General features: G+C 68.7%; 23 protein-coding genes, 2 tRNA genes and 1 pseudogene. 13 read left to right on the top strand and 13 right to left on the bottom strand.

Going from position 1 to position 23,521, the window contains the following annotated elements; genetic code table 11:
- The first annotated feature begins 31 nt into the window (after nt 1-31).
- Nucleotides 32-1,375, top strand: coding sequence for a glycoside hydrolase 5 family protein (locus DDE10_RS01915; RefSeq protein ID WP_114951022.1), 1,344 nt, complete (start codon nt 32-34; stop codon nt 1,373-1,375).
- On the opposite strand, the gene DDE10_RS01910 is transcribed toward DDE10_RS01915, so the two are convergent.
- From DDE10_RS01910 to DDE10_RS01885, 6 genes are all read right to left on the bottom strand, one after another.
- On the bottom strand, nt 1,341-2,189 hold the full coding sequence (locus DDE10_RS01910) for a class I mannose-6-phosphate isomerase (RefSeq protein ID WP_114951021.1): 849 nt from the start codon (nt 2,187-2,189) through the stop codon (nt 1,341-1,343). The two genes, DDE10_RS01915 and DDE10_RS01910, sit on opposite strands and share 35 nt — an antisense overlap.
- Nucleotides 2,179-3,081, bottom strand: coding sequence for an ROK family protein (locus tag DDE10_RS01905; protein WP_114951680.1), 903 nt, complete (start codon nt 3,079-3,081; stop codon nt 2,179-2,181). The genes DDE10_RS01910 and DDE10_RS01905 overlap by 11 nt, the downstream gene beginning before the upstream one ends.
- Before the next feature lie 95 nt (nt 3,082-3,176).
- A complete protein-coding gene (locus tag DDE10_RS01900) occupies nt 3,177-4,559 on the bottom strand; it encodes a sensor histidine kinase (protein ID WP_284734381.1) in 1,383 nt (460 codons plus the stop codon).
- Nucleotides 4,556-5,653 carry a DUF2336 domain-containing protein gene (locus DDE10_RS01895; RefSeq protein WP_114951020.1) on the bottom strand — a complete coding sequence of 366 codons (1,098 nt, stop codon included), beginning with the start codon at nt 5,651-5,653 and terminating at the stop codon, nt 4,556-4,558. The genes DDE10_RS01900 and DDE10_RS01895 overlap by 4 nt, the downstream gene beginning before the upstream one ends.
- 118 nt (nt 5,654-5,771) lie before the next feature.
- Complete coding sequence (locus tag DDE10_RS01890; protein WP_114951019.1) at nt 5,772-6,974, bottom strand: hypothetical protein; 1,203 nt, start codon at nt 6,972-6,974, stop codon at nt 5,772-5,774.
- Nucleotides 6,975-7,143: 169 nt separating this feature from the next.
- Complete coding sequence (locus DDE10_RS01885; protein ID WP_114951018.1) at nt 7,144-7,446, bottom strand: Hpt domain-containing protein; 303 nt, start codon at nt 7,444-7,446, stop codon at nt 7,144-7,146.
- A gap of 70 nt (nt 7,447-7,516) precedes the next feature.
- On the opposite strand from DDE10_RS01885, the gene DDE10_RS01880 reads away from it, so the two are divergent.
- A complete protein-coding gene (locus DDE10_RS01880) occupies nt 7,517-9,808 on the top strand; it encodes a coiled-coil domain-containing protein (protein ID WP_162806216.1) in 2,292 nt (763 codons plus the stop codon).
- Between the two features lie 47 nt (nt 9,809-9,855).
- Here the strand turns inward: DDE10_RS01880 and DDE10_RS01875 are convergent, their stop codons facing one another.
- From DDE10_RS01875 to DDE10_RS01865, 3 genes are all read right to left on the bottom strand, one after another.
- Nucleotides 9,856-10,116 carry a DUF1467 family protein gene (locus tag DDE10_RS01875; protein ID WP_114951016.1) on the bottom strand — a complete coding sequence of 87 codons (261 nt, stop codon included), beginning with the start codon at nt 10,114-10,116 and terminating at the stop codon, nt 9,856-9,858.
- A gap of 8 nt (nt 10,117-10,124) precedes the next feature.
- Complete coding sequence (locus DDE10_RS01870) at nt 10,125-11,762, bottom strand: ribonuclease J (protein WP_114951015.1); 1,638 nt, start codon at nt 11,760-11,762, stop codon at nt 10,125-10,127.
- A 95-nt stretch (nt 11,763-11,857) separates the two neighbouring features.
- The gene (locus DDE10_RS01865) at nt 11,858-12,637 is read right to left on the bottom strand and encodes a type III pantothenate kinase (RefSeq protein WP_114951014.1); all 780 of its coding nucleotides are present in this window, start codon (nt 12,635-12,637) and stop codon (nt 11,858-11,860) included.
- Between the two features lie 173 nt (nt 12,638-12,810).
- On the opposite strand from DDE10_RS01865, the gene DDE10_RS01860 reads away from it, so the two are divergent.
- The 8 genes and pseudogenes from DDE10_RS01860 (at nt 12,811) to DDE10_RS01830 (ending at nt 18,378) form a co-directional block, all read left to right on the top strand.
- A complete protein-coding gene (locus DDE10_RS01860) occupies nt 12,811-13,137 on the top strand; it encodes a TIGR02300 family protein (protein ID WP_114951013.1) in 327 nt (108 codons plus the stop codon).
- Between the two features lie 175 nt (nt 13,138-13,312).
- Nucleotides 13,313-13,388, top strand: a tRNA-Ala gene (locus DDE10_RS01855).
- Between the two features lie 439 nt (nt 13,389-13,827).
- Nucleotides 13,828-14,481 (top strand): (d)CMP kinase, encoded by a 654-nt coding sequence (gene cmk, locus DDE10_RS01850; protein WP_114951678.1) that lies wholly within the window; start codon nt 13,828-13,830, stop codon nt 14,479-14,481.
- 144 nt (nt 14,482-14,625) lie between these two features.
- Nucleotides 14,626-16,329: a 30S ribosomal protein S1 gene (gene rpsA / locus DDE10_RS01845; RefSeq protein ID WP_114951012.1), complete on the top strand. Its 1,704-nt coding sequence runs from the start codon at nt 14,626-14,628 to the stop codon at nt 16,327-16,329.
- Nucleotides 16,330-16,538: 209 nt separating this feature from the next.
- Nucleotides 16,539-16,817 carry an integration host factor subunit beta gene (locus DDE10_RS01840; RefSeq protein WP_114951011.1) on the top strand — a complete coding sequence of 93 codons (279 nt, stop codon included), beginning with the start codon at nt 16,539-16,541 and terminating at the stop codon, nt 16,815-16,817.
- 210 nt (nt 16,818-17,027) lie between these two features.
- Nucleotides 17,028-17,113, top strand: a tRNA-Leu gene (locus DDE10_RS01835).
- Between the two features lie 137 nt (nt 17,114-17,250).
- Nucleotides 17,251-17,442: pseudogene (locus DDE10_RS23695) on the top strand (DUF4172 domain-containing protein); the annotation flags it as partial.
- A 177-nt stretch (nt 17,443-17,619) separates the two neighbouring features.
- The gene (locus DDE10_RS01830) at nt 17,620-18,378 is read left to right on the top strand and encodes a Fic family protein (protein ID WP_284734458.1); all 759 of its coding nucleotides are present in this window, start codon (nt 17,620-17,622) and stop codon (nt 18,376-18,378) included.
- 380 nt (nt 18,379-18,758) lie between these two features.
- On the opposite strand, the gene DDE10_RS23295 is transcribed toward DDE10_RS01830, so the two are convergent.
- Together DDE10_RS23295 and DDE10_RS01820 are read right to left on the bottom strand one after the other, a co-directional pair.
- Complete coding sequence (locus DDE10_RS23295) at nt 18,759-19,178, bottom strand: hypothetical protein (RefSeq protein WP_162806154.1); 420 nt, start codon at nt 19,176-19,178, stop codon at nt 18,759-18,761.
- Nucleotides 19,179-19,265: 87 nt separating this feature from the next.
- Nucleotides 19,266-19,613: a hypothetical protein gene (locus DDE10_RS01820; RefSeq protein WP_114951008.1), complete on the bottom strand. Its 348-nt coding sequence runs from the start codon at nt 19,611-19,613 to the stop codon at nt 19,266-19,268.
- Between the two features lie 136 nt (nt 19,614-19,749).
- Here DDE10_RS01820 and DDE10_RS01815 point away from each other — a divergent pair, with 136 nt between their 5' ends.
- On the top strand, nt 19,750-21,192 hold the full coding sequence (locus DDE10_RS01815) for an ABC transporter substrate-binding protein (RefSeq protein ID WP_162806214.1): 1,443 nt from the start codon (nt 19,750-19,752) through the stop codon (nt 21,190-21,192).
- A 2-nt stretch (nt 21,193-21,194) separates the two neighbouring features.
- Nucleotides 21,195-21,632: a DUF4112 domain-containing protein gene (locus DDE10_RS01810; RefSeq protein WP_114951006.1), complete on the top strand. Its 438-nt coding sequence runs from the start codon at nt 21,195-21,197 to the stop codon at nt 21,630-21,632.
- Nucleotides 21,633-21,651: 19 nt separating this feature from the next.
- Here DDE10_RS01810 and DDE10_RS01805 read toward each other — a convergent pair whose 3' ends face one another.
- Together DDE10_RS01805 and nadC are read right to left on the bottom strand one after the other, a co-directional pair.
- On the bottom strand, nt 21,652-22,083 hold the full coding sequence (locus tag DDE10_RS01805) for a hypothetical protein (protein WP_114951005.1): 432 nt from the start codon (nt 22,081-22,083) through the stop codon (nt 21,652-21,654).
- Nucleotides 22,084-22,146: 63 nt separating this feature from the next.
- Nucleotides 22,147-22,992 carry a carboxylating nicotinate-nucleotide diphosphorylase gene (gene nadC, locus DDE10_RS01800; RefSeq protein ID WP_114951004.1) on the bottom strand — a complete coding sequence of 282 codons (846 nt, stop codon included), beginning with the start codon at nt 22,990-22,992 and terminating at the stop codon, nt 22,147-22,149.
- A gap of 87 nt (nt 22,993-23,079) precedes the next feature.
- Here nadC and DDE10_RS01795 point away from each other — a divergent pair, with 87 nt between their 5' ends.
- On the top strand, nt 23,080-23,520 hold the full coding sequence (locus tag DDE10_RS01795) for a DUF6766 family protein (RefSeq protein WP_114951003.1): 441 nt from the start codon (nt 23,080-23,082) through the stop codon (nt 23,518-23,520).
- Nucleotide 23,521: the final 1 nt, after the last annotated feature.

The raw sequence follows: 23,521 nt of genomic DNA, 5'->3' as shown, positions 1-23,521 counted from the left end.
GGGCACGAGCGCCGGACGCAGGAGGGGAGCAATGTTCACGAGACGATCGATGATGATCGCCGGCGCGGCGGCGTTGGCGGGCTGCGCGGCCGGGCCCGGCCTGGCGTCGCCGGTTGACCGCACCCTCGTGCGCCGCGAGGGCATGCGCTTCACCATCGGCGGCGAAGCCTATCATTATGCCGGCACCAATATGTGGTACGGCGCCTATCTCGGCGCCGACGCGGCTTACGGCAACCGCCCGCGGCTGGCCCGCGAGCTCGATCGGCTCGCCGCCCTTGGCATCACCAACATCCGCGCCCTCGCCGGTTCGGAGGATTCGCCGCTCCGCAACTCGGTCAAGCCAAGCTTCCGCGACCGCGGCAGCGACTACAACCAGGCCCTGCTCGGCGGGCTCGACCATTTCCTCGCCGAGATGGGCCGGCGCGGCATGCGCGCGGTCCTCTATCTCACCAATTTCTGGGAATGGTCGGGCGGGATGGCCACCTACCTCTACTGGAACAATGGCGGACGCTTCATCGACATGAACGACCCCGCCCATCCCTGGCCGGAATTCCCCGATTTCGTCGCCGGCTTCTATTGGTCGCCGGAAGCGGTCGCGATGTACCACGATTATATCCGCGCCGTCGTCGGCCGGATCAACACGGTCACTGGAATAGCCTATGCCGACGATCCGACGATCATGGCCTGGCAGCTCGCCAACGAGCCTCGGCCCGGCGGCAGCGAGGCGATCGGCCGCCCCAATCTCCCCGCTTTCTATCGTTGGGTCGAAGGCACGGCCGCGCTGATCAAGTCGCTGGACCCGAACCATCTCGTCTCGACCGGAAGCGAAGGACTGAAAGGCTGCCTCGAGGATGCCCAATGCGTCATCACCGAGCATTCACCCGATTCGATCGACTATCTCACCGCTCATATCTGGCCGCAGAACTGGGGCTGGGCCGATCCGCAGGACCTCGCCGGGAGCTGGCCGCGCTGCGAGGCGCTGGTGCGCGACTATATCGTCCGCCACGTCGCACTGGCGGAACAGCTCGGCAAGCCCCTGGTGATCGAGGAGTTCGGCTTCCCGCGCGACGGCGTCAGCTACGATCCGGCCGCGGCGACCAGCTTTCGCGATCGCTATTACGGCCTCATCTACGAAGCGGTCGAGGCCAGCGTCGCGCGAGGCGGGCCGCTGGCCGGATCGAATTTCTGGTCCTGGAACGGCGAAGGGCGCGCGCAGCACGAGGATTGGCGCTTCCGCAACGGCGACATTTCCTATCTCGGCGACCCGCCTCACGAGCCGCAAGGGTGGTACGGCGTGTTCGACGGCGACGAGAGCACGCAGCGACTGATCCGCGGGCATGTCAGGGCGATCGGCGCGGCTCCGGCGCAAACCTGATCTCGCTCCCCGCATAAGCGAGCAGCAGCTCGGCCGAGGGCGGCACGGCGAGCTCCGCCTGCCCGCGCATCGTCCACACCGATCCCGGCTCGAGCGGGCGTCCGTCGAGGCTGGCGCCTGCCTCGAGCGGGATCACCCAGACCGGCGCCAGGCCGTCGCCGCCGATGATTCCGGCGGCGTCCCGCCAACGCTCGACGACGAAGGCAGCGCCCGAGGCGAGGGCATCGCGGCCGGGGGCGATCGCGCGGGTGCTCCCGGCGGCGCGCCACGGCGACGGATCCGCGGCGGCGATGCCGGCGTCGAGATGGAGCTCGCGCGGGCGGCCATAATCGTAGAGGCGGTAGGTGAGATCGAGATTCTGCTGGATCTCGAGGACCGTCAGACCGGCGCCGATCGCGTGGACGGTTCCCGCCGGCGAATAGAAGAGGTCGCCGGCGCGGACCGGCCTCCAGTCGATCAGCCGCTCGATGCTGCCGTCGAGCGCGGCTGCACGGAGCGCCCCGCGCGAGACGGCCTCGCGCAGGCCGAGACCGATGGCGGCGCCGGGATCGGCCCGCAGCACCAGCCAGGCTTCGTCCTTGCCGCGGCGATGGCCCGAAGCGCGGGCGGCGCGATCGTCGGGATGGACCTGGATCGACAGCTTCTCCGACGTGAACAGGTATTTGACGAGGAGATCGGCCTCGTCGCCGGCCGGATCGGGGAACCAGACCTCGCCCACCGGCTCGCTTTGGGCCTCCGCCCCGGTCCAGCCGGGCAGATCGCGCCGTCCCCACGGCTTTCGCACCAGCCGGCGCGGCAGCGGCTCAGCCATCATGACCCATGTTCCCTTTGCCTCCGGACAACACGCCCTGAGCGAGCGCGATCCCGCCGCATGGCCCGGCAAGGCCGCCGAGCCCCGGAGCCACGACATAGTCTCCCGGCGGCAGAGGGAAATAGTCGGCGAGGCTGGCGGCAAGCGCCTCGCGGATGCGCGGGAACAGATGCGGCTGCGCCTCCATGACCCCGCCGCCGAGCAGGATCCGGCGCGGCGCCGCGACGAGCGCGAGGCCGTGGCACAATTGGGCGAGCGTGTGGGCGACGAGGCGCCAGACCGGATGGTCGGCCGGCGCCTCGGCGGCGGGGTGACCGAGCCGCGCCTCGATGGCGGGCCCCGAGGCCAGCCCCTCGACGCAGCCGCCGTGGAAGCTGCAGAAGCCGGGCCAGTCGTCGCCCGGCGCACGCGCCACGCGGACATGGCCGGCCTCGGGATGGGAAAAGCCGCCGATCGGCCTGCCGCCGCAGACGATCCCGACGCCGACGCCCGTGCCGACGGTGACATAGGCGAAGCTGTCGAGCCCGCGGGCGGCGCCCCAGAGTCCCTCGGCAAGGGCGGCGCCGTTGACGTCGGTATCGAAGGCGGTGGGGACGGCATATCGGCGCTCGAGGCGGCCGGCAATGTCGGCGCCTTGCCAGCCCGGCTTGGTCGTCGCCTTCATCCGACCCCAGCCAGGAGACGATCGGTCGATGTCGATCGGCCCGAAGGACGCGATCCCGAGCGCGGAAAAGCCATCCTCCGCCTCCCGCCATCGATCGAGAACGGCTTCGATCGCGGCCAAGGTCCGCTCCGGCGCCTCGGTCGGGATCCGCCGCTGCTCCGCGATCTCGTCGGGTCCGCGCCCGAGCAGGCAGACGCATTTGGTGCCGCCGAGCTCCACCGAAGCCATCATCCTGTCGGCCAAATCCCCCTCCCTGCCTCCAACGGAGACTGGCCGCGCGCCATCGCCTTGTCCAGCAGGGAGAGGAAGGCCTGCCTCCTAATCGCTTAGAGCGACTTCCTCGACGGCAATGTGAAGGTGAATCGCGACCCCTGCCCCGGCGCACTGTGGACCGAGACGTCGCCGCCCATCGCCCGGGCGAGCCGGCGGGCGATGTAGAGACCGAGACCGGTGCCGCCCGGCTCGGCCGGATCGACCCGCTCGAACTTGTCAAAGATGCGCTGCTGGTCCTCGTCGGCGATGCCCTTGCCCTGGTCGGCGACGATGACGGCGGCGAGATCCCCTTCCCGATCGGTCCGGATCCAGACCTGCCCGCCTTGCGGCGAATAACGGATGGCATTGTTGATCAGGTTCATCAGCACCTGGAGGGCCCGGGTGAAGTCGCCCGTCGCCGGCAAGGCCTCGTCCGAGGCCGGCGGATCGATCTCGACGCCGAGATCGGCCGCGCGCACGGCGAGGAGCCCCGAGGCGCGGCGCGCAAGATCGGCGAGATCGACCGCTTCGGCCTCCGGTGCGAAATCGGGCCGCTCGATCGCCTGGAGATCGACGAGATCGTCGACCAGCGAGAGCAGATGGCGGCCGGCGGCGGCAATGTCGGCGGCGTAGCCGGTATAATCGTGCCGCAGCGGCCCTTCCGGCTGGGCGCGGAGCCGCTCGGCATTGTCGACGATAGCGGCCAACGGGGCGCGGAGCGCCTGGTCGAGCCGCTCGCCGAACGCCGAGGCGCGCTCGCCTCCCGCCAGTGGCTGGGGCACCGTGCGGCCGGACGGCATCGACACGGCGGCGCCGCGGAAGCCGGCGAAACGACCCATGCCGTCGATCAGCGGGACCCCGGAGAGCAGGTAGCGGCCCTTGCGGCCGGCCCGCAGCTCGGCGACCTGGCCATCGAAGCGCTTGTGCTCGGCCAGCGCGGTGAGGATCGGCAGCGCCCCGCTCTCGCCTTCGCGGAAGCGGAACAGGCGGGTCAGCTGCTGACCGATCAATTCGGCCGAGGCGCGGCCGAGCCCGGCGGCGGCGGCGCCCGACAAGGCGGTCAGCCGAAGCGCCTCATCGGTTTCCCAGGTCCAGTCGGCAGAGGCGCGAAGGAAATCCGCCTCGCGTTCTTCCGTCGGGGCCGGAGCGGCGGGCTGGGCGGCACGCTGGCCCCAGCCGGTGATGGTGAGCTCGACATCCTCGCCGACCGGCTCGGCACGCACCCACAAGTCGATGTCGCGATCGCCGTCGGCGGCGATGGCGGCGCGGGAGACGGTGATTCCGAGCCGTCGCGCAAGCCGGGCGAGCGCGGCGATCTGGGGCACCGACAACATGCCTGCCTCCCCGCCCCCGGCGCGGGCGTTGAGCTCGGCGAGCGGCGCGTCGGCAGCGACCAGGCGGCCCGCGGAATCGACACGGCCGGTGACCGGGCGGTCACGCTGGAGCTCGGCGTTCACGCCGCCTCCGCGGCGGAGCCGCGGGCCCGCGTCGAGATGCGGGCGACGCTGGCGCGATAGGCCGGATGGGCCTGCCAAAGCCGAAGCACCTCGCGCGCCGAACCCTCGTCGATCGTGTCGAACAGCTCGAGCTGCGCCGCGGCGGCGTCGCCTTCCGCCCCGGAGAAGAGCGGACCGCGGACGTTGAGCCCGAGGAAGACCGAGGCTGCGGAATCGCGATCGACACCGGCGGCGCGGAGCAGCAAGGCAGGGCCGCGGCCGCGCGGGTCCGACAGGACTTCCCAGGCGGCGACCGAGTCGAGCCCGCACAGCACGGCGATTCCGGCAATGAAGAAGGGCAGGATGCCATCGCCGATGATGCGGCCGAGGGCGCCGCCGTCGAGGCGGCCGGCGCGGTGAAGCCGGCGGGCGAGCTGCATCGCCAGCGCCTCCAGGCTCTCGCCTTCGTCGTAACCGGCGATGACCGCCGCGGCCGATTCCTCGACCGCGGCATCGACCGACGCGATCAGATGCTGCTGGACGACATATTGGCGAAGCGCCGCGGCGATCAGCCAGACCAGCCGATGCTGGAGATCGGCCGGGAGCTCGACCCGCGCCATGGTCGGCTCCTGGAAGCGGTCGAAGCGGCGGCTGCGGGCGATGATCAGGGCCATCGCGTCGGCGGCGATCCCCTCGTCCGCATCGCGGACGAGCTCGAACAGCAATTCCTCTTCGAACTCCCCGGCGCGCGCCTTCCAGAAACGATGCTCCTCGACGCGGCGGACGAGCACCATCATCAGCTCGGCATCGCGCAGGGCCGAAGCGCGCTCGAGGATCGGCAGCGCGATCGGGACATGGGCGGAGGACAAAGCGGCGTGGAGCGATTCGTGATCGGCGAAACGGCGGGCGAGCCGGGCGCGCAGATCGTCTTCGATGGCATGGACCAGGCGGCTAAGGAGACCGGCGGCGGTGAGCCGCTGCCACTCGGTCAGCCGGGCCTGGTCGGGCAGCAGCAGATCGGTCGCGGCGACGGCAAAGCGTTCCCGTGCCGCGGCCAGCAGCAGGCGCGCAGCATCGCTCTTTCCGTTTCGCCGGCCAGGTCCCGGTTCGCCCATCGAATCCCCTTAGTCGGCATAGGGTTAAACTGTCGTTAGCCGCGACGGCGAGAGTCGGCGAGTAAATCGCAGGCCACGCGACCCGCTGCGCTGCCATGGTTACCCTCGGAACGACGGCTCAGGCCGGCGGCGATGGTTTCCTTCGTCCGTCATCTTCCCCGTGATGCGACTCGCGCTGAGCCCAGAAGAACGAGCCAGCCGCAAAGGCGAAAAGGAGGGCCAGGCCGGCGTGCCAGAAGCCGGTCAGGGCGAAAGGCAGCATCAGCCAGACCAGGGCCTTGCGCTCGGCCAGGAACGGCGCGCCGCGCAGCTTGCGACCCTCGGTCTCGATGCCGAGCGCGATCAGGAAGGCCAAAGTCGTGAAGGCGAGCAGCACCATGCCCCAGCCAAAATCCGGCAGCAGGGCATAGGACAAGGCGATCAGCGCTCCGGCGGAAAGCACGGGGAGCAGATAGGACCACCAGCTGCGTCCGATATCGTCCTGCATGCGAAGCCGCGCGAGCCGGTCGGCGATGCCGTCGAGCGGCGTGGCGAGGATCATCAGGATGAGTCCGGTCCACAGCCAGCCATAAGCGAAGGCAAGGGCGCCCGCGCCTGTCAAAGCCGCCGCCGCGGTGCCGATCGGGCGCGCGCCGACGGCGCTGCCGAGCAGGAACAAGGTGGCGAATCGCTCCAGCGGCGCCAGCAGGCGCGACGCCCAGCTGCCGCCTGCCTCGCCGGCCGAGGCAAGGATCTGGCGCTCGAGCGCCGCCAGGTCCGCCCGGCTGTCGAGGATGGCGACGGGACCGTCGGCGGCGCGGTGGCCCGCACCGGCCTGGAGCGTCCGGCGCAGCAGGGTCGACTGAAGGTCCCAGTCCTGGAGCATGGCCGCGGTATCGCGCAGCACGGCGCCGTCGACCGCGGCGAGGCCCGCCCAGCGCGACGCGGCATCGATGCGTTCGTACGGCTCCCCGAAGGCGCCGTCGGGAACGGTGAGGACCGTAGCGCCATGGCCGCGGGCGAGCTGGCTCAGCAGATCCGGATCGGCGACCGCACCGTCGGCGATCAGGATCAGGCGATCATGAGGGTCGACCGCCTCCGCCGCCTCTTCGGCGCTGCGGGCGAGCTGGACCGGCAGCCGGTCGCGGCGGAGCCGCTCGACGGCGACGTTGAGGTCGGCCGGGATCCGCTCGACGAACAGGATCACCCGCGAGGCGCCCGCCGCCGCGGCGAGCCTGACCTGGCGCTCGATCACGGTGCGCCCGGCCAGCGGCAGGGTCGCCCGGAGCGCGCCCGGCTCGGCCGATTCATGATAGGCGGCGATCAGCGCCGTCAGTGCCACCCGCATTCCTCCGCAACGGCGCGCGACCCTAAGCGCGTGCGGCGGGCGATGCAAAGCGAGCGTGGCCGCACACGTGAACGACATTGAGATGCGGCATCAGCAAATGCGGAGAATACCCTGTCCCCGCTGGATAAGACTATGCGCGGATATTGCGAGCGTGGTCTGCCGGCTAAGCTCCGGCGAAGTCGTCGATCGCGGCGCCGATCTTGCGCAGCACCACCGGATCGCCCGGAGCCCCGTCGAGCGCCTCGTCGGCGAGCGCGCCGAGTCCGCTCGCGCCGAAGCTCGCCGCCAGGCTCTTCAAGCGGGCGGCGGCGATGACCCAGTTCGCGTCGCAGCGCGCGCGGCCGAGGAGGTCGAGCAGGCGCCCGGCGCTCTCGATGAAGGCGAGCCGAAGCTCGGCCATTAGCGTGCTGTCGCTGCCGACGGCCGCGGCGAGCGAGGCGTTCAGGGCTCCCGGATCATATGCCATGCCCCGGAACTAAGCCGAACCGTGTTAAGGGAGAGTTTCATCGCCGTACCAAAATGGTAGAGTCGCGACCATGAACATGGGGGCCGAGCGGGCCGAAGCGCAGCCGCAGGACGGGAACGGGTGGATGGGGAACGATGTCGCCCCCGTCGCCGAATCGTCCGATCTGCTTGTGAACGCGTATGCCGAGGAGGCCCCGCCGCCGCGATCGACGGCCAGCCGGCTCCTGGCTGCGTTGCTGGTCCTGCTCGCGCTCGCCTGGATCGGTGCGATCGGCTACGCTCTTTCGCTTTCATCGCCAGGCACCGACGCCGGTGCTTGGACCGGCTGGATCGCGACGGCGAGCGCGCCGCTCATCCTCCTCGCCCTGGTCTGGCTGATCTTCGGCCGCAGCTCGCGCCGGGAAACCGAGCGATTCACCCAGGCGGTGGCGCTGATGCGCCGCGAGAGCCAGACGCTCGAGTCGGTGCTCGCGATCGTCGGCGAGCGGCTCGAGGATAATCGCGAACGGCTGAGCGACGAGGCGGCCCGGCTGATGGCGCTCGGCGAGGAGGCCTCGGACCGGCTCGGCCGAGTCACCCATTATCTCTCCCGCGAGACCGCCGAGCTCGACCGCAAGGCGCAGGCGCTCGACCAGGCGGCAGCAAGCGCCCGCGTCGACATCGGCGTGCTGATCGGCGATCTGCCCCGCGCCGAAGCCCAGGCCCGGGCCGCCGCCGAAGCGATGAAGAATGCGGGGCTCAGCGCCCACGAGCAGGCGGCGGCGCTGGAAGGCCAGCTCGCGGCGCTCGCCGCGCGCGGCCGGGAGGCGGACGAAGTGGTCGGCGGCACCGCGCAGCGGCTCGGCGCGCAAATCGCCCGGATCGAGAGCGGCGCCGGCGCCGCGACGGAGCGGATGGACCAGGCGGCGGCGCAGATGAATGCCGCCGTCGACAGCGCGATGGCGCGCGCGGCCGAGGCGGTCGAGCAGACCCGCGCCGGGGTCGACAATCAGGGTCAGGCGATGCTGGCGATGGTCGAGCAGAGCCGGGCCGCCTTCGAGGAAGCCGGCGCCGAGGCGAGCCGGCGGCTGTCGGAGCGCCTCTCCGAAGTCGGCGCCACGCTCGATCGGCTGGCCGGACAGCTCGCCGCGCAGGAGGCAACGACGCGCAACCTGGCCAGCGACCTCTCCGATCATCTGGAGAAGGTCGGCGTGCAGCTGGCGGCGATCGGCGAGAGCGGAGAGAGCCAGAATGCGCGCCTCTCCCAGTCGATCGGAGCCTTGACCGATGTCGCCCAGGCCCTCCAGCGCGAGCTGGATCAGGGGCAGGCGCGCTCCGGCGAGCTGATCGATCGAGTCCACGATCTGGCGGGCGCGATCGAGCGCGTGGCAGGGCAGTTCAGCCAGCATCTGCCGACGGCGATGGCCGCCGCCGAGGCCCAGGCCGGCCGCACCGCCGCGGCGGCGCAGGCGGCGGTGCCTTCGGTCGAGGCCATCCAGGCCGCGGCGGCGCTGGCCGCCGAGGCCATCACCGAAAGCGAGGCGAGCATCGAGCGCCAGCGCGACTCGCTCGATGCTCTGGTGACCCAGGTTCGCCACGGCACCGCCGAGGCCGAGGAGCGCCTGCGTGCCCTCGACGGCATCGTGCGCGACGCCGACGGCGCCGCCGGCCGGCTCGTCCAGGAGACGGGGCCGCAGCTGGTCGAGGCGCTGGTCCGGGTCCGCGAAACCGCCAATCAGGCTGCTGCCCATGCCCGCGAGGCGATTGCATCGGTCATTCCCGACAGCGCCGCGGCGCTCGCCAAGGCCAGCCGCGAAGCCGTCGAGACCGCCATCTCCGATCCGGTCGAGGACCAGCTCGCCGAGCTGGCCGGCGCCGCCCAGCGGGCGATGGCGGTGGCCCGCCAGGCCAGCGAGCGGCTCACCCGGCAGCTGCTGGTGATGAGCGAGACCGCGGCGGCGGTCGAGGACCGGATCGCCGAGGATCAGGCGCGGCGCGAGGAACAGGCGGCCGAGAATCTGACTCGCCGCGTTTCCCTGCTGATCGAGGCGCTGAACTCGACCGCGATCGACGTCGGCAAGATCCTCTCCAACGAGGTCGATGACGGCGCCTGGGCCGCCTATCTCAAGGGCGACCGCGGCGTCTTCACCCGCCGGGCGGTACGGTTGCTCGATTCGGGCGAGGCGCGCGAGATTCAGCGCCACTATGAGGAGGAAGCGGATTTCCGCGACCAGGTGAACCGCTACGTCCACGATTTCGAGGCGATGCTGCGCCGGCTCCTCGCCGAGCGCGACGGCGCCACGATCGGCGTCACCCTGCTCTCCTCCGACATGGGCAAGCTCTACGTCGCCCTTGCCCAGGCGATCGAGCGCCTGCGGCGATAGATCGGTCATCCTTCCCCTGTAGCGGGTCAGGAATTCGGCCTATTTTTTCAGCGCGACCAGTCGAGCGCGTCGATGCCGATCCAGCCATAGACGTAATTGGCGTAGAACAGGCCGAACAGGATCGTCGCCACGATCGTCGTCCACATGGCGACGCGCCCGAAGTCGAAGGCATGGGGCGCGCTCTCCGCATGGCCCACCTGGACCTCGGCCCCCTCCTCCTCGCTGGTGCGAACACGCCAGGGCAGGACGAGGAACAGGCTCAACGTCCAGAACAGGACGTAGATGGCCAGGATCGAGGTCCAGCGCATGGGTGAATTCAGACCCTGAGCAGGAGGACGGAGACGACCGGCTTCTTGCCGGTCCATTCGGTCGCGACGCGGCGGACGGCGAGCCTGACCTCCTCGCGCAGCCGCTCCTCGGCGGACTGGCTCTTGCCCACGGCTGCGGCCGCCGCGGCGCCGGCAGCCTCGATGAAGGCCTCGCGATCCTCCTCGACCGGGATGCCCTGCAGGTCGATCCGGACCTCGCCGGCGAGGCGCGAATCGCGGTCGAGGGCGACGGCGACCGAGATCAGTCCGGCGAAGGAGAGCTTGCGCCGTTCGTTCATCGTGCTGCCGTCGGCGGGAAGAATGATGTCGCCGTCGAGGACGAAGCGACCGACCGGCTCCTCGCCGAGCTTGACCGGCCCGTCCGGCGCCAGCCGGACGAGGTCGCCATTCTTCTGGACGATGCCGTGCGGGATGCCGCGGGCGCGGGCGAAGCGGGCATGCTCCATCATGTGGCGCATCTCGCCATGGACCGGCACGATGATCTCGGGCCGGATCCACTGGTACATGGCGGCGAGCTCGGGCCGGCCGGGATGGCCGGAGACATGAACGGGTGCCTGGCGATCGGTGATCATCTCGATGCCCTTCGACGCGAGCTCGTTCTGGATGCGTCCGATGGCGATCTCGTTGCCCGGTATCTGCTTGGACGAGAAGACGACGAGATCGCCGCGGTCGAGCTTCAACTTGTGCTGGTCGAAGGCGATCCGGGCGAGCGCCGCACGGCTCTCGCCCTGGCCGCCGGTGGCGATGATCATCACCTCGCGCCGCGGCAGCTTCATCGCCGTCTCGAAATCGATCACCTCCGGAAAATCGGTGAGATAGCCGACGCTCTTCGCCACCCGCAGGATCCGCTCGAGGCTTCGCCCGGCGATGCAGACCTGCCGGCCGGTATCCTGGGCGACGTGGCCGAGCGTCTTCAACCGCGCGGCGTTGGAGGCGAAGGTCGTGACGAGGACGCGGCAGTCCGCGTCCTGGATCACGTCATCGAGGCCCTGTCGAACGCCGAGCTCCGATCCCGAAGCGGTCTCGACGAAGACGTTGGTCGAGTCGCAGACCAGGGCAAGCACGCCCTGGTCGCCGATCGCACGCAGCTCCGCCTCGGTCAGCGGATCGCCGATCTGGGGGGAATCGTCGAGCTTCCAGTCGCCGGTGTGGAAGATCCGGCCGTAGGGCGTGTCGATGAGCAGCGCATTGCCCTCGGGGATCGAATGAGCGAGCGGGATGTAGCGAAGCCCGAACGGCCCGAGGGCGAAGTCGTTCAGCATGTCGACGACGTGGAGCTTGACCTCGCCGGTCAGCCCTTCCTCCTCGAGCTTGCCGGCGATCAGCCCAGCGGTGAACGGCGTCGCGTAAAGCGGCACGCCGAGATCCGCCGCGAGATAGGGGATGGCCCCGATATGGTCCTCGTGGCCGTGGGTGAGGACGATGCCGAGCAGGTCGGCCCGCCTCTCCTCGATGAAACCGAGGTCGGGCAGGACCAGCTCGACGCCAGGATAGGCCGGGTCGGCGAAGGTCATGCCGAGATCGACCATGATCCACTTGCCCTGGCAGCCGTAGAGATTGACGTTCATGCCGATCTCGCCGGAGCCGCCGAGCGCGAGGAAGAGGAGTTCGTTGCCAGGTTTCATGGAAGGCCTTTGCCGTCGTTCCGGCCAAAGCCGGAAACTCGTTTCAGTTCCGATCGGGAAGTGAGCGGACCCGGCAGCCGCCGGGACGGCCCGTCTCAGCCTCCTGCGATCCGTGCATGGAGCATCGCCAACCCCTGGATGGTGAGATCGCCTTCGATCGCGTCGAACAGGTCGCTATGCTCGTCGAACAGGGTCGCCAGGCCGCCGGTCGCGATCACCCGGACCGGCCGGCCGATCTCCGCCTTCATCCGCTCGACCAGCCCCTCCATCATCGCCACATAGCCCCAATAGATGCCGATATGCATCTGGTCCTCGGTGGTGCGGCCGATGACGGTGGTGCTTTCGGGCGCCTGGATGGCGACCCGCGGCAGGCGCGCGGCGGCGGCGACGAGGGCGTCGAGCGACAGGTTGATGCCCGGCGCGATGATCCCTCCCTTGTAGGCGCCGCTATAGTCGACGACGTCGAAGGTGGTCGCCGTGCCGAAATCGACGACGATGAGGTCGCCTTCGTACAAGGCGTGGGCGGCGATGGCGTTGAGCGCCCGGTCCGCGCCGACCGAACGCGGCTCGGCGACGTCGAGCGCGATCCCCCATTCGACTGGCGCCTGACCGGCGATGAGCGCTTCCACGCCGAAATATTTCTCGGCGAGGACCTGGAGGTTATGGGTCGCCCGCGGCACGACGGTGCCGAGGATGACCGCTGCGACATCCTCGCGCGCGAAGCCTTCGAGCTGGAGCAACTGGTGGAGCCATACCGCATATTCGTCGGCCGTGCGCCGCGGATCGGTGGCGATCCGCCAGCGCGCCCGGATCACGCCGTGCTCGACGAGGGCGAAGACGAGGTTGGTGTTGCCGGCATCGATGGCGAGAAGCATGGCTGCCCCTTAGGACGACGGCGCGAGCTTGGCGAGAGGTTCGGGACAGCCGCCCGCCTGCGGCGGTCCGCTTTGACAGCGCCCCTCCCCTTGTGGCAAGGCGCGCGCCGATCGGGTCCGTGCCCCGTAGCGGCGGCCGGGCTGAAGTTTCGTCAAATGGAGAATTTTCACCCATGGTGAAGCCTGAGTGGGGCACCAAGCGGACCTGCCCCAAATGCGCGACCCGCTTCTATGACCTCGGCAAGGACGATCCCGTCCACTGCCTCCAGTGCGGCGTCTCCTGGTATCCGGAGCCGGTGCTCAAATCGAAGCAGCCTTTGCCCTTCGAGGCAGCCAAGGCCGACGTCGAGCCGGAGAAGGAGGATGCCGACCTGGCCGCCGACGATCTCGACATCGACGTCGACAACGAGGCCGAGGAGAATCCGGACGACGAGGTCGATCTCGGCGGCGACGACGATATCGGCGTGCCCGGTGCCGGCGACGACGAGGAAGAGGTCTGAACCCTGCCCGGCGGCCGCCCCATCGCGGCCGCCTGCCGAAATCGAATTTCGGCACGATCGATGGGCTTGCGGACCGGCGCCGGGTCTCTTAAATGCGGCGCATCACCAGAGGGGACGCGGTGCCCGGCATCGCGTCCCCGCTCGTTCCGCCGGGGAGAAATCCCGCTGGAATCTCGGGGCCGTAGCTCAGCTGGGAGAGCGTCGCAATGGCATTGCGAAGGTCAGGGGTTCGATCCCCCTCGGCTCCACCAGCCTTCGCCCCTGACGGGGCTGCGGCTGGCAAGCCAGCTCGGAGCCTGTAAGGCGAAGGCTGCCCACCGAAGCTGCGCAGCAGCGTAGGAGGTCGGGTGCCGGAAAGGCTCTCGACCAGCGGCTGTTCATCTTGTTCTCGATCCCGATCGCCGATGTTGACGTCGGATCGATGCACTTCGTCTCCATCCTCCAGACCATCGGCCATCCGGATAAACTTTATACTTGTCTCTGTGCGGACGTTCGGACTCGGCGTCCCCGCGCACCAAGCGGCTTCGCTGATAGCGCTGCTACCCTCCCCGTCACTCAAAGCGTCACACCCACGGTCCGCCTTGCCTTCGCCTCGCTGATGGATCCCGCCGCTGGCGCGCATCGTTCGCCGGGACTATGGAACCCGACCATGTCACCGACCTGCTCCCACCGCGCCCGGTACGCGCGGCCATGATCATCGCCGTCGACGGGCCGGCGGCGAGCGGCAAGGGAACGATCGCCCGCGCGCTCGCCGGCCATTTCGGCCTGCCGCACATGGACACCGGGTTACTCTATCGCGCGGCCGCGCTGAACCTGCTCGGCATGGGCGGCGATCCCGAGAGCGAGTTCGCCGCGGCACGCGCCTGCGACCTCTCCCAGATCGACTTCGACGATCCCGAATTGCGGAGCGAGACGGTGGGCGGCGTCGCCTCGCGCATCTCCGCATACCCGCTCGTGCGCGAGGCCCTGCTCGAGCGCCAGCGCCGCTTCGCCGGGCAACCGGGCGGCGCCATCCTCGACGGCCGCGACGTCGGCACCGTGATCGCGCCCGCGGCCGAGGTGAAGCTGTTCGTCACCGCCAGCCCGGAGGTCCGCGCCCAGCGGCGTTATGCCGAGCTTCGGCGGATCGGGTTGGACGTCCATTTCCCCGACGTGCTCGCCGATATTCGCGCGCGCGACGAGCGCGATCGCAGCCGCGCCGCCGCCCCGCTGCAAGTGGCTGAAGATGCTGACTTGCTCGACACGAGCGACATGACTATATCGGCCGCCGTCCAGCGAGCGATAGCGCTCGTGGAAGCTCGAACAGGGCAAAGCGCGCAGGAGACGGCGGGGCCGGCCTCCTGACGCGCTATTTCTGCTTGAAGCGTTCCGCGTGCCCCCGGTCGAAGGACGCCGCATCCGGCATGGGGCCGCTGCGGCAGTCGGATCAAAAGACCGTCGGAGACAACCGGCGGCCGGCAAAGAACAAGTAGAAGGACGAGCTCTTTTATGGCCTCAACGGCATTTCCCACGCGCGACGATTTCGCGGCGCTCCTCAATGAAACCCTCGGCGGCGAGAAGGAAGGCTTCGAAGGCCGCGTCGTCACCGGCACCGTCACCGCCATCGAGAACGACATGGCCGTCATCGACGTCGGCCTCAAGTCGGAAGGCCGCGTGCCGCTGCGCGAGTTCGCCGCGCCGGGCCAGAAAGCCGAACTCAATGTAGGCGACCAGGTCGAGGTGTTCGTCGACCGGATCGAGAACGTCCAGGGCGAGGCGATGCTCAGCCGCGATCGCGCCCGCCGTGAGGCCGCGTGGGACAAGCTCGAGACGGAATATGCCGCCGGCAACCGCGTCGACGGAATCATCTTCGGCCGCGTCAAGGGCGGCTTCACCGTCGATCTCGGCGGCGCCGTGGCCTTCCTGCCCGGCAGCCAGGTCGACATTCGCCCGGTCCGCGACGTCGGCCCGCTGATGGACCTGCCGCAGCCGTTCCAGATCCTCAAGATGGACCGCCGCCGCGGCAATATCGTCGTGTCGCGCCGCGCCATCCTGGAAGAGACCCGGGCCGAGCAGCGTTCGGGTCTGATCCAGTCGCTGACCGAAGGCCAGGTGGTCGACGGCGTCGTCAAGAACATCACCGATTACGGCGCCTTCGTCGACCTCGGCGGGATCGACGGCCTGCTCCACGTCACCGACATCAGCTACAAGCGCGTCGGCCACCCGTCCGAGGTTCTCAACATCGGCGACACGGTGAAGGTGCAGATCATCCGCATCAACCGTGAGACCCAGCGCATCAGCCTCGGCATGAAGCAGCTCGAGAGCGATCCGTGGGAAGGCGCGTCGGCCAAATATCCGATCGGCGGCGTGTTCCAGGGCCGTGTCACCAACATCACCGAATATGGTGCCTTCGTCGAGCTCGAGCCGGGCATCGAGGGCCTGGTCCACGTCTCCGAGATGAGCTGGACCAAGAAGAACGTCCATCCCGGCAAGATCGTCTCGACCAGCCAGGAGGTCGAAGTGGCGGTGCTCGAGGTCGACGAGGAGAAGCGCCGGATCAGCCTCGGCCTCAAGCAGGCCCAGGCCAATCCGTGGTCGGCCTTCGCCGACAAGCATCCGGTCGGCACCGAGGTCGAGGGCGAGGTCAAGAACGCCACCGAGTTCGGCCTGTTCATCGGCTTGGACGGAGACGTCGACGGCATGGTCCACATGTCGGACATCGCCTGGGGCGTGACCGGCGAGGAAGCCTTGAACCTGCACCGCAAGGGCGAGACCGTGAAGGCGGTCGTCCTCGACGTCGACGTCGAGAAGGAGCGGATCAGCCTCGGCATGAAGCAGCTCGAGCGCGGCGGCGTCGCCAAGGGCGCGTCGGCGGGCGGCGGCGTCGGCAAGAACGAGACCGTTACTGTGACCGTTCTCGAAGTCCGCGACGGCGGCCTCGAGGTCCAGGTCGGCGACGACGGCGCCACCGGCTTCATCAAGCGCACCGATCTCGGCCGCGATCGCGACGAGCAGCGTCCGGAGCGCTTCCAGGTCGGTCAGAAGTTCGACGCGTTGGTGATCGGCTTCGATCGCTCGAAGAAGCCGAACTTCTCGATCAAGGCGCTCCAGATTGCCGAAGAGAAGCAGGCGGTTGCCCAATATGGCTCGTCCGACTCGGGCGCGAGCCTCGGCGACATCCTGGGCGAGGCGCTCAAGCAGAAGCAGGGTTGATGAAGAGCGGGCGGGCGCGCGAGGCGCGTCCGCCCGCCTTTCTCCGCCTGTTTTGCTAGCGCATTTGAATTGCTCGCATTTTCGCGACGCCAGGTTATTGCTTTTTGCAGGGTTCGGTGCGACTGTGCCAGGGCCGTGTCGGGTTGGGGGACTTCGGCGGTCCGTACGGCGAAGCATCCAGGGCCCATGATAAGGAACAGGGGGGTACCGTGATCCGGTCCGAACTCGTCCAGAAGCTTTGCGAAGACCATCCCGACCTCACGTTGAAGGAGGTCGAGCGGGTCGTCTCGGCTTTCTTCGATTCGATTATCGAGCAGCTGCAGAATGGCGGGCGCGTGGAGCTTCGCGGCTTCGGCGCCTTCTCTACGCGCGGTCGCGACGCCCGCAAGGGCCGCAATCCTCGAACCGGCGAGCCGGTCGACGTGTCGGCCAAGAAAGTGCCCTATTTCAAGCCGGGCAAGGAAATGCGCGAGCGCCTGAACGTCTGATCGTTCGGGCCTTCGGCCACCCTTTTTCATCCAACCGATCCTGGACGCCGCCCGCGGCGCATCCATCGTCATCCTGGCGAAAGCCTGGGCCCTCATTTCCTTTGCGGCTCGGCGCGGCGAGAGACTTCCCAGCGTTGCTGGAATGACGAGGAGGGGAGCCGCCGAACCGGCGCTTTCGCCCGCGCCTCGAAGCTGGCATGTCGACGCTGTGCGGACGTGGCGGAATGGTAGACGCTGGAGACTTAAAATCTTCTGCCCGCTAGGGCGTGCGGGTTCGAGTCCCGCCGTCCGCACCAGGACCCGATTGCTCACTCATCGCTGTCGGTCCAATCATCCATCTTGGACCGCGAGCGAATCTCTCATGAGCGGAAACGTCTAGCTTATACCTCAGATTCTGATAGAATATGAGTTATAAATAGGCGGCTTATAGCTCATGGCTTGGAATTGGAAGCATCCGGATTGGCCGCAGTTCCGCTGGAAGAGCGTTGCGCTCGCCCCGCTGGAAGCGCGCTTTCTCCTGAATGTCGGCGAGCATGTCGGCTCGGTCAAGCATGTCGGCGGGGATGAGCGCCGCACGCTTCTGATCGATATCCTGACCGGCGAGGCGTTGAAGACCTCGGAGATCGAAGGCGAACTGCTCAACCGCGACAGCGTTCAGGCCTCCTTGCGCCGTCAGTTCGGGCTGGAGGTAGATCGGCGCCGCATCCCGCCTGCCGAAGCCGGGATCGCCGAGATGATGGTCGATCTCCATCGCGGTTTCGCAGAGCCTCTCTCCCACGACATGCTTCATGCTTGGCACCGGATGATCGCCAGCGGCCGGCGCGACCTGAAGCGCGTCGGCGCGTATCGCAGGCATGCGCAGCCCATGCAGATCGTCTCCGGCTACGTGCACAGGCCAAAGGTGCATTTCGAGGCGCCGCCCTCGGACGCCATGGAACGGGAGATGGACGGCTTCATTGCCTGGTTCGCGCACACCGCGCCGAATGGCGCGGATCCGCTACCGGCGCTGACGCGTGCCGGGCTCGCCCACCTCTACTTCGTGACCATCCACCCTTATGAAGACGGCAACGGCCGCATTGCCCGCGCGCTCGCCGAGAAGGCTCTGGCGCAGGCCATCGGCCATCCCAGCCTCATGGCGCTTTCATCGGTCATCCAGCGCAAGCGCAAGGCATATTACGACGCGCTCGAGGCGAACAATAAGGACATCGGGGTCGAAGGCTGGCTCGTCTATTTCGCTGAGACGGTGCTGGAGGCGCAAGCGCACACGCAGCGCCTCATCGACTTCCTGATTGCCAAGACCAAGCTTTACGATCGCTTCAGGGACCAGCTGAACGAGCGGCAGGCGCGCGCCGTTGAGCGGATGTTCGGGCAAGGGCCGGACGGATTCACCGGCGGCTTGAACGCCGGCAACTACATCACCATCAACGGTGCGTCCCGCGCGACGGCGACGCGCGATCTCGCGGATCTTGTCGAGAAGGGCGTGCTCCTCGCCAGCGGCGCCTTGAAGTCGACCCGCTACGCGCTCAATTTGGGCGACGTGCACGCTTGGAGCGAATTCTAGTCGGATGGGATCATCCGACGACCGGAAGTCGCGACATATCGAGCCTCTAGACCGGATGATCCGATGCCATCAGATCACAATCCGGTCCAAGGCGTTGCCCCCAGCGCGCTGCAAGAGAATTCCGCGAGCCGGTCGCAAAAGCCTGCGCAATCGTTCGCATCCTGGCGATTTTCGACTTCGAACGCACTTTCGATCTGGCGAGTCAGCGCCGCTGGTTTCGGCTATCGACGGCCTCACATATGGCTGCGACGGCAGGGCATCAGGATCAACGTCAGGAAGTCGCAGCGGCTGAATCGTGAAGAGGGCCCGCTTCATGGGCCTGGGCGACCTGCACCAGCGAGGACGCGACCCCCGCCCCGTCGGCGCGTCCTGCCAGCCTCCTACGAGCCCGATCGACGCGGCGGCTTGCGTCCGCCGCCGCCCGGCCTTCCACTTCCGCCCGGGCGTCCGCCGGGGCCGCCGCCGGGCCTGGGACCCCGCCCCTGGCCTCCCGATCGCGGACCGGAGCCGCGCGGCCCCTGCCCCGCCGGCGCCGGCCGTCGCTCTTCCCTTGCCGCCGTCGCCGGCGCCACCGAATAGCCTTCCTTGAGCAGGCGCGAGAAACCCGCGCGCACACTCGCCGCCACCGTCTTCTGCACCTCGTCGGGCAGGTCGCCAAAGGTGGTGTTGGCGTGGATCGCGTTGAGATCCCGAAGGAGGCTGTTCGGCAGTCCCTTCGAAGCCGCCTTCAGCGCGACGAAGGAATCGAGCACGGCGGAGACGATGATCTCCTGCATCACGTCGGTGGCGGACTTGGTCATGGGTCCCCCATATTGCGGGGCGGCCGGGCGGTCATCTGGATTCGGCCGGCAGGGCGGCGGGGACGTCAACTTTACGGCCCGGACCGCCTAGGTCGGGAGCGTTTCCAGGCCCGCCCGAGTCGCCGTCCATTCGCAGCGGGTCAGGCTGATCGGGTCGAGGAACATGCCGCCCATGGTGATGCCGATCTGCCAGCGCACCTGCGCGTGGACCGGGCCGATACCCGGCACCTCCAGGATGACGTAGCTTCCGATCCGCGCCGGCTGGGCGCATTCCGCCATGAAGCCGCAGGTGGAGACGTTACGGACCCGGACCTCGACCGTGTAGGCATCGCTCGACCGCATCTGCGTCTCGTGCGCGACCGCCAGCCGCGGCGAACGTCGCGGCTTGTGCAGCGGATCGACCTCGAAGGGGACGAAGTTAGGGTCCTGCTCCATTGCGCACCTTTAGCTTTGGACATGTGAAGGAGCGGTAAAGCCGTCCTGACGCGGCCCGCTTGTTGATGCCGCCGGAAACGGCTTTAGAGGATGCATCGGCGAACGACCCGAACTGGCGACCGAACGAGCGAAAATGGTGATCCTCCCTCCCCTGCGTGCGCTCCTCCTTGGCGCGGTGCTCGCCTTGGCCGGTTGCGGCGACACCCAGACCGGACCGATCCAGGTCAGCGCGATCGGCGGGCCGCCCGAAATGCACAATCCCAATCTCGAGACGACGGATGCCACCGGCGCCTTCCTGCTGGAGGCCACGGCCCAGGGCCTCGTCCGCTTCGATGCGCTGGGGGAGATCGAGCCGGCGCTGGCGCAGAGCTGGATCGTGTCCGACGACGGCCTGCGCTACACGTTCCGGATACGGCGCGCCTCCTGGCCCGACGGCAGCCGGGTCACGGCCGAGCAGGTCGCCGGTCGGGTGCGGGCGGTGGTGAGCCGGGCGAGCCGAAGCCCATTGAAACCGGTCCTCGGCGCGATCGACGATGCCGTGGCGATGACCGACCAGGTTCTGGAAATCAGCCTCAAGGGGCCCCGGCCCAACCTGCTGCAGCTGCTCGCCCAACCCGAGATGGCGATCTTCGTCGATGGCCGCGGCACTGGTCCCTATCAGCCGGGCGAACAGGAAACGGGGGCGATACGGCTCTCGGTGCCCAGGCCGGAAGATGACGAGGCCGACGCCCCTGACCTGCCCGATCTGTGGCTGCGCGGCGAGCCGGCGGCGCAGGCGGTGGCCCGGTTCACCGCGGGTGATGCCGATCTCGTCGTCGGCGGCAATGTCGGCAACCTGCCCTTCGCCCGGGCCGGCCGCCTGAGCGACCAGCGGCTCATCTTCGACCCGGCGAACGGTCTGTTCGGCCTCACCTTCGCCTCGGCCGAGGGCCCGCTGGCCGACCCAGCCGTGCGCTCGGCCCTCAGCATGGCGGTCGACCGAGACGGCCTGCTGGCGACGCTGGCCGTTCCAGGACTGCAACCCCGTCTCTCCCTGCTGCCTGCGGTCGAGGAGAATGTGCGTCCCCAGACGCCTGACTGGAGTGCCCAGCCGTTGCCGATGCGCCGCGAGCTCGCGTCGAGAGCGATCTCGGCGCTCGACGCCCCCTTGTCCGTCCGCATCGCCATGCCCGACGGGCCCGGCTATCGCCTCGTCTTCGCCCATCTTCGGCGCGACTGGCGCCTGATCGGCGTCGAGGCGACGCGGGTCGCGGCCGGCGCGCCCGCCGAGCTCAGGCTCCTCGACGAGGTCGCGCCGGCAATCCTGGCCAGCTGGTATCTGAGGCACTTTGCGTGCGATTCGTCACCCGTCTGCAGCACCGAGGCCGATCAGGCGATGGAGGCGGCGAGAATTGCGGCGACCGGCGCCGAGCGCCGGGCCCAGCTTTTCCAGGCTCATCAGCTGCTGTCCGTAGCTACCGCCTATATCCCGTTGACCTCGCCGGTGCGCTGGTCGCTCGTGTCGACGCGGCTCACCGGATTCCGGCCGAACCCGTTCGCGCGCCACCCGGCCGGCACCTTGCTGGCGTCGGACGGCTGAACATGGCGATCGACCCGGACGAGTTCGCCCGCGCCGCCGATCGCCTGCCGATCGGCCGCGATCCCGCCTCGGTCCGGCGGCGGATCGAGGCGATGGAGGGGCTGCTCGAGCGGGCCTTCACCGTTCCCGGGATGAATCGCAGGGTCGGAGTCGACGCGATACTTGGCTTGGTGCCGGTGGTGGGCGATGTCGTCGCGGCGGCGATGGGCGCGTGGCTGATCTGGGAGGCCCGCAATCTCGGCATGTCCAAGTTCCAGATCGCGCGCATGACCGGCAATCTCGCTTTCGACACCGCATTGGGCGCGATTCCGATCGTCGGCGACGTCTTCGACTTCCTCTTCCGTTCGAACAGCCGCAATCTCAGGATCATGCGCCGCTGGCTCGACAAGCATCATCCCGAGACGCGGACGATCGAGGGCGAAGTGCTGCACCGGCGCTGAGGACGGGCAATCGGCCGCCTCATGCGGTGGGCCGGTCCGCCGCGCCCGTCCGTTTCCCCAGCCACTCGGCCGCGTCCCGGCGGAACAGCATCACCGCCGAAGCGATCATCAGCGCCAGCACGAGCGTCGCGATCAGCGAGGCGGCGTCGCCGCGAAAGCCGATGCGGAGCAGCTGCTGACCGAAGCTCAGCAGACTGACCGCGACCAGCGCCAGGTAGATCCATTTCGCCACGCGGCTGGCGCGCCGGGCGATGAGGTACCAGAGCAGGGCGTAGATCAGCGTCGAGACGACCGCGGCGGCCAGTACCAGTACTGGCGCGACATCGCGAAGCGCCGGATGGACCGCCAGCCGCGCCACCGAAGTCTCCCACGCCAGCCCGGTATTGACCAGCCCGAGGACGACCATGGCCAGGAACAGGCGCTCGAACAGGATGATCGATCTTGGACGCATGGATCTGCTCCCCCTCTTGGATGACCGGTGTAACGGCGCCGCGGCCGGCGGCGCAATCCTCGGTCAGGCGGCGGTGAAATCGAGGCCGATGTCGACGGCAGGCGCCGACTGGGTGATCCGCCCGACCGAAACGTAGGTCACGCCGGTCAGCGCCGCCTCGCGGATGGTGTCGAGGGCAAGGCCGCCGCTCGCCTCGGTCGGTACCCGGCCTCCCACCATCGCCACCGCCTCGCGCAGCGCTGCCGGCCCCATATTGTCGAGCAGCAAATGGGTCGCCCCGGCGCCGATGGCCGGCTCGATCTGGTCCAGATGATCGACCTCGACGATGATCCGCTCGATACCCGCCGCGACCGCCCGCCTGACCGCTTCGCCGACGCCCCCCGCGATCGCGACATGATTGTCCTTGATCATCGCCGCGTCGTCGAGCCGCATGCGGTGGTTTCGGGCTCCCCCCATCCGGGTCGCATATTTCTCGAGCGCGCGCAGGCCCGGAATGGTCTTGCGCGTATCGAGAAGGATGGCGCCGGTGCCGGCAATCGCGTCGACGTGGCGGCGCGTCGATGTGGCGACGCCCGAAAGGTGCTGGAGGATGTTGAGCGCGGACCGCTCGGCGGTGAGCAGCGCCTGCGCTCGCCCTTCCACCCGGAGCAGGATCCGGCCGGTCTCCGCGCGCTCGCCGTCCTCGACGGCACGCTCGATCAGAACCTGCGGATCGAGCGCCCGGAAGAAGGCCTCGGCGATCGGCAGACCGGCGACGACGATCTCCTCGCGGCTGCGCATCGACCCGGTGAAGCGCGCCGCGATGGGAATGACGGCGGCCGACGTGATGTCGCCGCCCTCGCCGAGATCCTCGGCGAGAGTTGCGGCGACGAAATCGTCGAGATCGAAGCGATCGAGCGCGAAGGTCACGAAGGGCGAGTAAGCGAGCTCCGCCCATGAAACAAGCGGGCGGGGCGCAACGTTGCGCAGTCGGAACGTTACATATGGAGAACGGAAATGCGCCGCTACGCTTATGGCTGGATCACCCTCGCCTTCTTCCTTGTGTCGATCGGGCTCCACTGGCTGTTCGGCTGGTATGCCTATGTCGAGGAAGCCGCCGAGCACGGCCAGTCGCCTGAAGTCTCCTCCTATCTGGTCGAGATGGGACGCGACACGTTCGAAAACTGGCAGTCCGAATTCCTCCAGCTGATCTGGCAGGTCGTCGGCCTCGCTTACTTCCTCTATGTCGGCTCGCCCTCGTCCAAGGAGAATGACGACCGGATGGAGGCCAAGATCGACGCTTTGCTCAGGATCAATGGGGGCGAGGACGGTCAGAAGCTGATCGACGATCTCGACAGCCACTATCTGCGCACCCACGGCCACGCCCAGCCGCACGGCCATGACAGCGAGGTGGCGAGTGCCGGCGGAAGCGGCGTGAAGCACGTCGCGGCCCGGTAGC

This window comes from Sphingosinicella terrae (assembly GCF_003347635.1).
In the GTDB taxonomy this organism is placed as follows: Bacteria; Pseudomonadota; Alphaproteobacteria; order Sphingomonadales; family Sphingomonadaceae; genus Allosphingosinicella; species Allosphingosinicella terrae.
This window is presented reverse-complemented; position numbering and strand designations above follow the sequence as displayed.